Source organism: Tsukamurella spumae, assembly GCF_012396015.1.
Taxonomy (GTDB): domain Bacteria; phylum Actinomycetota; class Actinomycetes; order Mycobacteriales; family Mycobacteriaceae; genus Tsukamurella; species Tsukamurella spumae.
This window is the reverse complement of record NZ_JAAXOQ010000034.1, coordinates 30365-42499: the sequence shown is the minus strand read 5'-3', so window position 1 is coordinate 42499 and position 12135 is coordinate 30365. Positions and strand designations below refer to the sequence as shown.

The window sequence follows — 12135 nt, the reverse complement described above, 5'->3', positions numbered from 1 at the left end:
CCAGCTAAACCGCCGGCCCCGCAAGCGCCTCGACTGGCAGACACCAGCCGAGGCACTCGACCAACTACTATCCGAACAAGCAGCATAGAGCCGTGTTGCGCTAGCCTCTTGGATCCGCCTGCGGGTTTCCTCTCCATAACGGTGTTCAATTGCGGGAGAAGGCGGCGCGGACCGAGTCCTCGGTGAGGCCGTAATCGGCGAGCGCGTAGGTGTGGTTGGGACGGCGGGCGCCGCTGCGGCTGGCATCGTGCATGGCCGACATCGCCTGCCGCGCATCGTCGGTCAGCTCCAGCCCGAAGGAGTCGTAGATGTTCCCGACGGTGCCGAGCGGATCCGCCACGAGGTCGCGGTAGTCGACGTCGACGAACTGGGAGCCGCGGCCGGCGGCGGTGTGCCGGGCGCGGGACTCGTCGAAGGCCGCGAGCCCGCGCGACCAGGTGTCCAGCTGGTCGGCGCCGATCGTGGCACCGGTGAACGCCGTCGACCAGCCCTCGGTCGCGTGCTCGGCGAGTGAACAGACCGACGCGATGATCGTCCCGGCGGGTCGGTGGCACTGCACGATCAGCGCGTCGGGGTACACCTCGAGCACGGCGTCGAGCGCGAACAGGTGGCTGGGATTCTTGAGCACCCACCGCTTTTCGGGATCGTTCATGCCGATCAGCTGCAGATTCCGCTTGTGCCGACGGTACGCCGGGGTCCAGTCCTGCTCGGCCAGCCAGGCCGCGTACGACGGGACGTGTGCGAGGCACTCGTAGGAGACGGAGTGCACCGACTGGCGCAGCAGCTGCCAGCACTCCTCGACCTCGGAGGCCGACATGTAGTGCAGGCCCATGAATTCGGGGTGCTCGGTGTGGTGCTGCGCGTACTGCTCGTCGAGCATGCGATACACGGGGTTCTCCGCCCAGGTCTCCCGCGGTGGCCGCGGCTGCGGCACCTCCGCCAGCCACATCTGCAGGCCCTGGTTGCCCGGGTCGGCGTCGAGCAGCCGGTGCAGCGCGGTGGTGCCGGACCGCGGCAGACCGGTGACGAAGATCGGTCGCTCGACGGGGGTCTCGGCGGCCCCGGGGTTTGCGGCGAATGCGGCCTCGCTGATCAGCCGCGCCGAGAGCGCCCCGCGCAGGAACACCCGCGAGATCTTCGACCCGAACTCGGTGAGTCCGGCCTCGTCGCGGTAGGCGTCGAGCAGCACCTGCAGTGCCTCGCGGTAGCCGTCCGACGGGTCGCCGAAGTCCGTGAGGCCGGTGCGGCGGATCGCCGATGCGTGCAGGTCGTCGACCGTACCGACGGTCGTGGTGTCAGACATGGAACTCTCCGCAGTTGACGTCGAGCGTCTGGCCGGTGATGCCGGACGCCGTGGGGGAGGCGAGGAACAGGACGGCCGAGGCCACCTCGTCCTCGGTGGGCAGGCGCCGCAGGTCCGAGTTCTTCGCCGCGTCGGCGTAGTCCTCCTCGACCGTGACGCCCTTCGTGCCGGCGCGGTACTCGAAGTAGGCCTTGAGGGTGTCGCCCCAGATCCAGCCGGGTACCACGGAATTGATCCGCACCCCCTCCGGGCCGAGCTCGGTGGCGAGGGACTGCGCGAGCGCGAGCTGCGCGGTCTTGCCGGCCTTGTAGCCGCCGTACCGCAGGTCCGAGTGGCGGATCACCATCGAATTGACGTTCACCACGGCGCCGCCGCCGTCCGCCGACGCCGTGGCGAGGTCCTCCCGGAAGGCGAGGGTGGTCCGCAGGGCGCCGAGCGCCATCAGGTTCACGCTCTCGAGGATGTGCGCCGGGTCGGTCTTCACCAGCCGCTGCATGGAGGGATAGGTGAAGGCGTTGTTGACCACGGCGTCCACCCTGCCGAAGCGATCGCGGACCTGTGCGGCCAGTGCGGCCAGGGACTCCTCGTCGGTGATGTCGGCGACGACGGGGACGGCACCGTCGACCTGCGCCGCGAGGGCCTCGAGCCGTTCGAGGTTCCGGGCGACCACGACGACCCGGGAACCCTCGTCGGCGAACCGTCGGGCCAGGGTGGCGCCGAGCGCCGGCCCCGCGCCCGCGATGACCACGACCCGCTCCTGCAATCCGAACCCGGGCATCAGCCCACCATCCTCTCTCCGACGAGCCGCTGGCGGTCCGCGATCCGGTTCCGCCACGCCTCCGGTTCGATCCTGTTCTGTGCGTGGAAGGGCAGGTGCTGCGCGACCTCGGCGAGGGCCACGACCTGCGCGACCGGGCCATCGGTGGCGGTCAGCGCGGCATCGGTGCGCTGCCAGCGGAACTGCAGGTACCCCCGGCGGTGCCCGAGCGTCTCGATCCAGTTGGTCACGCCGGGATCGTTCTCGGACACCACGATCCGGATCATTCCGTCCGGATCCACCTGCGCCTGACTGCCGTTGAGCGAGGTCTGGTGGTGGATGTAGTCGAGCGAGATGTACCAGAGGCTGCCGAGCTGGAACCCCAGGTACGGCGCGTCGCCGCGCGGAACGGTGATGACGAGCGCCTGGTCCTCGGCGAGATCGTAGTGGCCGACCGACGAGAACTGGGTGGCCAGGCCGCCGGGCGTGAGCCGCGGAGCCGTCAGGGTGTTCACCGGCAGCGGGTCGTAGAACCACTTCGGGAACTGCAGCCAGGTCTTCACGCGGTTGACGAGCTGCTTGCCGGCGGCGGCGTAGCGCTTGGCCATGAGCTCTGCGGTGACGGGCGCCGGGGCGGTGCCGGCCGTGTCGGTGCGGGCGATGGCGAAGGTGCTGCGCTGCGCGGACCAGTCGTCGAAAACCTCACGGATCACCAACTGCGCCTTACCCGGAGGGAGCCGGTAGTAGTCGGGGCCCGGCTCGCCGGGCCCGAAACGGACCGAGAACCGGCCGTCCGCGTCGATGGTCAGCTCGCGGTCGTCGAACGCGACGGTGCTCGCCGGCACGTTGTCGTCGGTGTACTCGCCGCCTCCGAGTACCTGGAAGCTGATGTCGGCGGTGGTGCCGCGACGTCCGGTGACGACGTACTCGTGCGCGCCGTCGACGCGGGCTCCGAAGTACATCGTGTCCGGATTGTCGAGGCCCATCTTGGTGAACGGCCCCGTGCCGCTGAGGAGGAACGGGTGATCCTTGTCGAAGTGGAAGGCCCCGTGCACGCAGGCGGCCACGCCCTGCGCGAGGTACTGCAGCCCCTCGAGCAGGTCTGCCTCCGTCTCGATGTGCGGGGCCGCGGCCACGAGGGACTCGGCCTCGGTGATCGCCGCCGTGAGCGGATCGCTGTACATCTCACCTCCGGTAGTGGTACAAATATGGACCAATGCGGTAGAACCTGTTTCAGACCGTAGGCGGACCGATCGTCGAGTGTCAAGGAGTGCGGATGACGAATGTGGAGCGGGCGTCGGAGGACGGCGCCCCGGCGGCCGGGCGCACGTCGCCGCCCGCGGGGCGCGTGGTCGCGGTCCTGGAGTTCCTGGCCGGTCACGAGAAGGAGCGGTTCGGGCTCTCCGAGCTGGCCCGTCGGGTGGGCCTGAGCAAGCCGACCTGCCTCGGCATCGCGACGACCCTGGTCGAGGCCGGGTATCTGCTGCGTGACGAGCGGGACAAGACCTACCGGCTGGGCCCGGCGCTGATCCCCCTCGGCCGCGCGGCCCGCACCTCACTGCGCGCGGACCCCGCGGGCGGCGACATCCTGGCCGGCCTCTGGGAGGCCTTCGGACATCCGGTCTCGCTCTCCGGCGTCGTCGGGGACCGGGTGACGGTGCTCGACGTGGCCGTCGACCCGGGGCGCCCGGCGATGGTCAAGGTCGGCGACAGCTACCCGTTCACGCCGCCGATCGGGCTGATGTACGTGCTCTGGGACCGGACGGGGCGGCTCGAACGGTGGTTGGCCCGGGACCGGATCCGGGCCGACGGTGACCGGCTCGCGCGGGTGATCGAGGCGTGCCGGGCGGACGGCTATCTCGTGGAGCTCCTCACCCCCGCGGGGCAGCAGCTCTATCGCCTCATGGCCGGCGTTCCGGGCGACATCCCGGCGGAGCTGCGGGCCCTGCTCGGCGAAGTGGTGGCCGGCATCGGCGACCGCGTCCACCTGCGATCCGAGGCGGATGCGCCGGGGGAGAGGCGGAACGTCAGCGTGATCTCCGCGCCCGTCTACGACGCGGACGGCGCGCAGGCGATGGTCGCGAGCCTCTACGTGAGCGACGAGCTCGACGAGCGCGCGATCGACGAGCGCGCCTCGGCGCTGATCGCCGCCGCCGACCGGGTGACCGTCCGGATCGGGGGACGCAAGCCGGGACGGTGACGGTGCGGTCGGTCGCCGGCCGGCGCGGCGGCGGTGTTGACAGTGTGTGAGAACACGTTCTACTCTCCGAGTATCAGAAATGGACCAATGCGGTCCAAATATGAACCGGAGGAGCGCATGTCGTCACCGACGCCCACGACCGCCCGCGACACGGCCGGTCCCGAAGCGCCGCCGGAGGCGGTGGATCACCTGCGACGGCTCGAGGCCGAAGCGGTCCACATCTTCCGCGAGGTGGCGGCCACCTTCGAGCACCCCGTCCTGCTGTTCTCGGGCGGCAAGGACTCGGTGGTCATGCTGCACCTCGCGGCGAAGGCCTTCTGGCCCGCCGCGATCCCGTTCCCGGTGATGCACATCGACACCGGTCACAACTTCGACGAGGTGCTCGCCTTCCGCGACGCGATGGCCGACCGGATGGGGCTGCGCCTCGTGGTCGGGAGCGTGCAGGACGACATCGATTCCGGCGCCGTCGTCGAGGAGACCGGGCCCGGTGCGACCCGGAACCGGCTGCAGACCGCGACATTGCTGCGCAGCATCGGCGAGCACGGCTTCGACGCCGCGTTCGGCGGCGCGCGCCGCGACGAGGACAAGGCGCGGGCCAAGGAGCGGATCTTCAGCTTCCGGGATCGCTTCGGGCAGTGGGATCCCCGCGCCCAGCGGCCCGAGCTGTGGAACATCTTCAACGGCCTGCACGCCAAGGGCGAGCACATCCGCGTGTTCCCGCTGTCGAACTGGACCGAGCTGGACATCTGGCAGTACATCGCCGCCGAGGCGATCGCGCTGCCCCCGCTGTACTACGCGCACGAGCGCGAGGTGGTCGAGCGCGACGGGATGCTGCTCTCGACGGGTCCGCTCGTCGCGGCGCGGCCCGGCGAGACCGTCGAGGTCCGGACGGTGCGGTTCCGCACCGTCGGCGATGCGACGTGCACCGGCGCCGTCGAGTCCCTCGCCGCCACCCCCGAGGCGGTCGTCGCCGAGGTGGCCGCGACCCGGATCACCGAGCGCGGCGCCACTCGTGCCGACGACCGGATCTCGGAGGCGGGCATGGAGGACAGGAAGAAAGAGGGGTACTTCTGATGGAGATCCTGCGCATCGCGACGGCCGGCAGTGTGGACGACGGGAAGTCGACCCTCATCGGGCGCCTGCTCTACGAGTCGAAATCCGTTCTGGAGGACCAGCTCAGCGCCGTCGCGGCGACGACGCGGGCCCGCGGCGAGGAGGGCGTGGATCTCGCGCTGCTCACCGACGGTCTGCGCGCCGAGCGGGAACAGGGCATCACGATCGACGTGGCCCACCGCTACTTCGCCACGGCCACACGCAAGTTCATCCTCGCCGATACCCCCGGACACGAGCAGTACACCCGCAACATGGTGACCGGCGCCTCGACCGCCGACGTGGCACTGATCCTCGTCGACGCCCGGCACGGGCTGACCCGGCAGTCCCGCCGGCACACCTTCCTCACCTCGCTACTCGGCGTGGAGCACGTGGTGCTGTGCGTGAACAAGATGGACCTCGTCGACTGGGACCGCGGCCGGTTCGACGCCATCCGCGCCGAGTTCGCGGAGTTCGCCGCCAAGCTCGAGGTGCACGACGTGGAGGCGATCCCCGTCTCGGCGCTGTTGGGCGACAACGTGACCGAGCGGTCGCCGAACACCCCCTGGTACGACGGGCCGTCGCTGCTCTACCACTTGGAGAACGTGCACGTGGTCAGCGATCGCAACCTCATCGACGCGCGCCTGCCGGTGCAGTACGTGATCCGGCCCCGCGACAGCGACTTCCGGGGCGTCGCGGGCACCGTCGCCTCCGGGGCGTTCGCCGTCGGAGACGAGGTGGTGGCGCTCCCGTCGGGATTCACCACGACGGTGACCGAGCTATACCGGCCCGGCGGCGCGGCCGCGGACCGCCTGGAGGCGGGCGAGGCCGCGTGCGTGCGCCTGGCCGACCACCTCGACGTGGGTCGCGGCGACGTCCTGTGCCGGCCCGCGAACCGGCCGCAGTCCGCGAGCGACCTGGACACCACGATCTGCTGGTTCTCCGACACCGCGCGACTGTCCGTCGGCGCGGAGTACCGGATGCTGCACGCGCACTCCTCGGATCTGGTGCGGGTCGAGGCGCTGGACTACCGGCTCGACACCAGCACGCTGCACCGCGATCAGGACGCGGCCGAGCTCGGGCTCAACGACATCGGGCGGGTGCAGCTCGTCGCCCGCCGGCCCGTGCTGTTCGACCCGTATCGCCGCAACGGCACCATGGGCAGTTTCGTGCTGGTGCACCCGCAGACCAACGAGACGGTGGCCGCGGGGATGATCTCGGGGCCGACCCTCAAGGCCAGCGCCGTGGTCTGGCACGGCGCGGCCGTGACGCGCGAGGAGCGCGCGACCCGGGGCGGCACCGTCTGGCTGACGGGGCTCTCGGCGTCGGGCAAGTCGACGGTGGCGTGCGAGCTCGAGCGGCTCTTCGTCGCCCGGGGGATCCCCGCCTACCGGCTCGACGGTGACAACCTGCGGCACGGCCTCAACGCCGACCTCGGTTTCTCCGCCGCGGACCGGGCCGAGAACGTGCGCCGGGTGGGCGCCGTCGCCCAGTTGCTCGCGGACGCGGGCACCGTCGCCGTCGCGTCGCTGATCAGCCCCTACCGGGAGGATCGCGACCGGATCCGGGCCCAGCACGAGGAGGCGGGCCTGCCCTTCCTGGAGGTCTTCGTCGACACGCCCATCGACCTGTGCGCCGAGCGCGACCCCAAGGGCATGTACGCCAAGGCCCGGGCGGGCGAGATCGCCGACTTCACCGGCGTGAGCGCACCGTACGAGGTGCCGGAGCGACCCGAACTGGTGCTGCGTCCCGAGGACGGTGAGCCCGCGGAACAAGCGCGGACGGTGCTCGATCGCTGGCTGAAACTTCGGCGGTGAATCACCCGTCTAAACTGGGCTGGTGCACGTAGACACGGTGACCCACGCCGCCTCCACGCCCGATGTCGACCAGCCGTACCGCGAGCTCGGACTCAAGGACGACGAGTACCAGCGGATCCGCGAGATCCTCGGTCGGCGTCCCACCGACGCCGAGCTCGCCATGTACTCGGTGATGTGGTCCGAGCACTGCTCCTACAAGAGCTCGAAGGTGCACCTGCGCTACTTCGGCGAGACGACCACCGACGAGATGCGCTCGACCATGCTCGCGGGTATCGGCGAGAACGCGGGCGTCGTGGACATCGGCGACGGCTGGGCCGTCACCTTCAAGGTCGAGTCGCACAACCACCCGTCGTACGTGGAGCCCTACCAGGGCGCCGCGACCGGCGTCGGCGGCATCGTCCGCGACATCATGGCCATGGGCGCCCGCCCCATCGCCGTCATGGACCAGCTGCGCTTCGGCCCGGCCGATGCGCCCGACACCCGGCGCGTGCTCGACGGGGTGGTGCGCGGCGTGGGCGGCTACGGCAACTCCCTCGGCCTGCCCAACGTGGGCGGCGAGACCGTCTTCGACTCCTCGTACGCCGGCAACCCGCTGGTCAATGCGCTGTGCGCCGGCGTGCTGCGCACCGAGGACCTGCACCTGGCCTTCGCCTCGGGGAAGGGCAACAAGATCATCCTGTTCGGCGCCCGCACCGGCCTCGACGGCATCGGCGGCGTGTCCGTGCTGGCGTCGGAGAGCTTCGACGCGGATGAGAAGCCCAAGAAGCTGCCCTCGGTGCAGGTGGGCGACCCGTTCATGGAGAAGGTGCTCATCGAGTGCTGTCTGGACCTCTACCGCGAGAAGCTCGTGGTCGGCATCCAGGACCTCGGCGGAGCGGGCCTGTCCTGCGCCACCTCCGAGCTGGCCGCTGCCGGTGACGGCGGCATGTTCATCGACCTCGACCAGGTCGCCTGCCGCGCGCAGGGCATGAGCGCCGCGGAGATCCTCTCGTCCGAGTCGCAGGAGCGCATGTGCGCCGTGGTGACCCCGGAGAACGTCGACGCCTTCATGGCCGTCTGCGCCAAGTGGGACGTGCTGGCCACCGTGATCGGCGAGGTCACCGACGGTGAGCACCTCGTGATCGCGTGGAACGGCGAGACCGTCGTGGACGCCCCCGCCCGCACCATCGCCCACGAGGGCCCGGTCTACGAGCGCCCCGTCGAGCGTCCCGCGTTCATGGACGCGCTCATCGCCGACACCACCGCCGGCCTGCGCCGCCCCGCCTCCGACGACGAGCTGCGGGCCACCGCGCTGAAGCTGCTCGCCTCGCCCGCGCTGTGCTCGCGCCGATTCATCACCGAGCAGTACGACCGGTACGTGCGCGGCAACACCGTGCTCGCCGAGCACGCCGACGGCGGCGTCATCCGCATCGACGAGAGCACGCAGCGCGGCATCGCCCTCTCGACCGACGCGTCGGGCCGCTACACCTACCTCGATCCGTACGAGGGCGGCCGGCTCGCGCTCGCCGAGGCCTACCGCAATGTCGCCGTCACCGGCGCCACCCCGAAGGCGGTCACCGACTGCCTCAACTTCGGCTCGCCGGAGGATCCGGGCGTGATGTGGCAGTTCCAGCAGGCCGTGCACGGCATCGCCGACGGCTGCGTCGAGCTCGGCATCCCCGTGACCGGTGGCAATGTCAGCTTCTACAACCAGACCGGCTCCACCGCGATCCTGCCGACGCCCGTCATCGGCGTGCTCGGCGTGATCGACGATGTGCGGCGCCGCATCCCGACGGGGCTCGGCACCGAGCCCGGCGAGACGCTCTACCTGCTCGGCGACACCCGCGACGAGTTCGACGGCTCGATCTGGGCGCAGGTCGAGCACGATCACCTCGGCGGCGTGCCGCCGAAGGTGGACCTCGGCCGGGAGAAGCTGCTCGCCGACGTCCTGACCGCCGCGTCGCGCGACGGCCTCGTCTCCGCCGCGCACGACCTCTCCGAGGGCGGCCTGTGGCAGACCGTCGTCGAGGCCGCGCTCGCGGGTGAGACCGGCTGCCGGCTGCTGCTCCCCGAGGGATCCGACCCGTTCGTGCAGCTGTTCTCGGAGTCGGCGGGACGGGTCCTCGTCGCCGTGCCGCGCACCGAGGAGACGCGGTTCGCGGCGATGTGCAACGCCCGGGAACTGCCGGCCGTCCGCATCGGGGTGGTCGACCAGGGCAGCGACTCGGTCGAGGTCCAGGGCCGGTTCAGCGTGACGCTGGCCGACCTGCGCGCCGCGCACGAGGGCACCCTGCCCGCACTGTTCGGCTGATGGCGGCACCGTCGGGCGAGAACACGGAAGCGGCCGCGCCCGCCGGCCCCGGCCTCCACGCGGGCCTGCGCGCCCGGCACCTGATCATGATGAGCCTCGGCTCCGCGATCGGCGCCGGGCTGTTCGTGGGCTCGGGCAAGGGCATCGCGGCGGCCGGCCCGGCGGTGCTCATCGCCTACGCTGTGGCGGGCCTCGTCGTGATCGCCGTGATGCGGATGCTCGGCGAGATGGTCGCGGCGGACCCGAATCCCGGAGCGTTCTCCTACTACGCCGGGCGGGCGCTGGGTCCCGGGGCGGGCTTCGCGGTCGGCTGGCTGTGGTGGGTGCAGCTGTGCCTCGTCGTGGCCGCCGAGGCCGTCGCCGCCGCGGCGATCCTGAACGGGCTGCTGCCCGGCGGACCGCCGGTGTGGGTATGGGCGCTGGTCTTCATGGTCGCGCTGACCGGGCTGAATCTGTCCGGGGTCCGCGGCTTCGGCGAGTTCGAGTTCTGGTTCTCGCTGATCAAGGTCGTGTTCGTGGGCCTCTTCCTCGTCGTCGGGGTGGGCTTTCTGCTGGGGTGGACCTCGGCCCCGTCGCCCGGGGTGAGCAATCTGTCGGACTTCGCGCCCCACGGCATCAGCGGGGTCGTCGCGGCTCTCCTGGTGGTCGCCTTCGCCTTCGGCGGCATCGAGATCGTGGCCGTCGCGGCGGCCGAGACGCGGGACCCGGAGCGCACCGTCGGGCGGGCCATCCGCGCCACGGTGTGGCGGATCCTCATCTTCTACGTGGGTAGCGTGGCCGTCATCCTGCTCGCGCTGCCGTGGAACGACCCCGCGGTCGCCGCGAAGCCCTTCGTCGCCGTCCTCGACGCCGCGGGGCTGCCGGCAGTGGGCACGACGCTCGGCGCGGTCATCGTGATCGCGCTGCTCAGCTCTCTCAACGCGAACGTCTACGGCAGCTCGCGGATGCTCTACTCCCTGGCCGAGCGCGGCATGGCACCCGCCGCGGCGGGGCGGGCGAACTCCTCGGGGGTACCCGTCCTCGCGGTCCTCGCGAGCTCCCTGATCGGGTTCCTGGCGGTGCCCGCGACGTACCTCTGGGGCTCCGAGGTGCTCGACCGCCTCCTGGCCGTCGTCGGGTCCACATTGATCGTCACCTGGCTCGCCACCGTCGCCTCGCAGATCGTGCTGCGTCGCCGCGCCGAGCGCGACGGTACCCGGCTGCCGCTGCGGATGTGGGCCTACCCGTACCTGTCGTGGGCGGTTCTCGTGGTGCTGCTGGGCATCGTGGTGCTGGCCGTCCTCAACGACGATGTCCGTGATCAGGTGCTCTCGACCGCCGTCGTGGTGCTGGTGCTCTGGGGCTTCGGGACGCTGCACGCGCGCCGTCAGGCCCGGCGGGCCTCCTTGGAGCGGTAGAGCCCGGTGTCGGCGGCGGCGATCAGCCCCTCGACGGTGCTCGTCGCCGCCGATGCGACGGTCGTGCCGATACTCGCGCCGATCGCGATCGGCGGACCGTCGATCACCTCGATCGGCCGACGCAGCGTCCGATGGACCAACTGCGCGACATCGCGCGGCTGGAACGGCGACGCGACCAGGACGGCGAACTCGTCGCCACCGACACGGTAGAGCCGCCCGGTTCCGCCCAGTGCTTCCTCCATCCGGCGGGCCACGGCGGCGAGCAGCGCATCGCCGCCGGAGTGTCCGAGCTGGTCGTTGATCCGTTTGAAACCGTCGAGGTCGATGAGGCAGAACCCCGCGGGCGCGGGCAGGGACTGCAGGTCCGCGGTGAGGGAGCGACGGTTAGGCAGGCCGGTGAGCGCATCGTGATGGGCGAGGTGATCGAGCGTCACCTGCCGGGCGTGCAGCTCGGTCACGTCGTGGCCGACCCCGACGATCATCGCCGGACTTCCTTCGCGCACCGGCGTGCGGCTGGTCGCCCAGCGGACCACGCCCCGCCGGTCCCCGATCAGCACGCCGTGCGCCTCGAGGAACACCGTCGCCTTCTCCTCGTCGACGAGGGCCAGCGTGCGCAATGCACGCGCGACCTCGTCCGGATCGTCGGACAGGAGGGGCAGGATCACGTCCTCGCCGGCGCCTCCCATCCGCGCGCGGTTCGCCTCGATGAGATCTCGCATGATCGGGCTCGCGGAGAGCACCACGCCCTGCTCATCGGCGACGAAGACCGCGAGTCGCGCGTGGTCGAACATCATCCGCAGGCGCGCCTCGGCCTGGCGCTCACCCTCCTCGGCGGACCGTCGGGCCCGTTGGGTGGCGCGGTGCACCACGGCCTGCCCGTCGATGATCCGCCCGGTCAGGGCCTCGGCGTAGCCGGCCGCGTACTCCGCGAGGATCAGCGCGCTGCGGCGCCGCGCCTCCGCCGAGGGTTCCCGCGACAGCGCGTCCGGAAGCGCGGCGATCGCCCGGCCGCCCGCGGCGGCGCCCTCGGGCGCGGTGATCTGCAGCGATACCAGCAGACTGCCGACATCGCGGCCCACGGCCGGGTCGAATTCGTCGGCACCGAGCGCGGAGATCATGCGCTGGAAGGCGGTGAGCAGCTCCGCGCGGACCGTCGACACCGGCAGCGGCAGGTAGACATCGTCGGCGATCGCCATCAGGAACTCGTCCACGAGCAGTGCCACGACGGATTCGCCGCGGGCGAGGAACCCCAGTGGCGACGACGAGTGCGGCATTGCCCCTC

9 protein-coding genes are annotated in these 12135 nt (G+C 71.1%); 5 read left to right on the top strand and 4 right to left on the bottom strand.

Annotation, left to right across the window (positions count from 1 at the left end; all coding sequences use genetic code 11):
• Window positions 1–145 precede the first annotated feature (145 nt).
• The 3 genes from HF999_RS19460 to HF999_RS19450 are packed head-to-tail and all read right to left on the bottom strand — an operon-like array spanning window position 146 to window position 3244.
• Window positions 146–1303, bottom strand: coding sequence for a sulfotransferase family protein (locus HF999_RS19460; RefSeq protein ID WP_168547467.1), 1158 nt, complete (start codon window positions 1301–1303; stop codon window positions 146–148).
• A complete protein-coding gene (locus HF999_RS19455) occupies window positions 1296–2081 on the bottom strand; it encodes an SDR family oxidoreductase (protein ID WP_168547466.1) in 786 nt (261 codons plus the stop codon). Before HF999_RS19455 ends, HF999_RS19460 begins: the two co-directional genes overlap by 8 nt.
• Complete coding sequence (locus HF999_RS19450; protein WP_168547465.1) at window positions 2081–3244, bottom strand: DUF1214 domain-containing protein; 1164 nt, start codon at window positions 3242–3244, stop codon at window positions 2081–2083. Before HF999_RS19450 ends, HF999_RS19455 begins: the two co-directional genes overlap by 1 nt.
• A 92-nt stretch (window positions 3245–3336) precedes the next feature.
• Here HF999_RS19450 and HF999_RS19445 point away from each other — a divergent pair, with 92 nt between their 5' ends.
• The 5 genes from HF999_RS19445 to HF999_RS19425 all read left to right on the top strand — a co-directional run bounded on the left by HF999_RS19445 (window position 3337) and on the right by HF999_RS19425 (window position 10853).
• Entirely contained in the window at window positions 3337–4260 is a 924-nt protein-coding gene (locus HF999_RS19445; protein WP_168547464.1) for an IclR family transcriptional regulator, read from the top strand.
• A 117-nt stretch (window positions 4261–4377) separates the two neighbouring features.
• Complete coding sequence (gene cysD / locus HF999_RS19440) at window positions 4378–5334, top strand: sulfate adenylyltransferase subunit CysD (protein WP_168547463.1); 957 nt, start codon at window positions 4378–4380, stop codon at window positions 5332–5334.
• Window positions 5334–7166, top strand: a complete 1833-nt coding sequence (cysC, locus tag HF999_RS19435; RefSeq protein ID WP_168547462.1) for an adenylyl-sulfate kinase — start codon at window positions 5334–5336, stop codon at window positions 7164–7166. The genes cysD and cysC overlap by 1 nt, the downstream gene beginning before the upstream one ends.
• A gap of 22 nt (window positions 7167–7188) precedes the next feature.
• Window positions 7189–9456 (top strand): phosphoribosylformylglycinamidine synthase subunit PurL, encoded by a 2268-nt coding sequence (gene purL, locus HF999_RS19430; protein WP_312854208.1) that lies wholly within the window; start codon window positions 7189–7191, stop codon window positions 9454–9456.
• A complete protein-coding gene (locus tag HF999_RS19425) occupies window positions 9456–10853 on the top strand; it encodes an amino acid permease (RefSeq protein ID WP_168547461.1) in 1398 nt (465 codons plus the stop codon). Before purL ends, HF999_RS19425 begins: the two co-directional genes overlap by 1 nt.
• Here the strand turns inward: HF999_RS19425 and HF999_RS19420 are convergent.
• A complete protein-coding gene (locus tag HF999_RS19420; protein ID WP_168547460.1) occupies window positions 10823–12127 on the bottom strand; it encodes a sensor domain-containing diguanylate cyclase in 1305 nt (434 codons plus the stop codon). The genes HF999_RS19425 and HF999_RS19420 overlap by 31 nt on opposite strands.
• Between the last annotated feature and the right edge of the window lie 8 nt (window positions 12128–12135).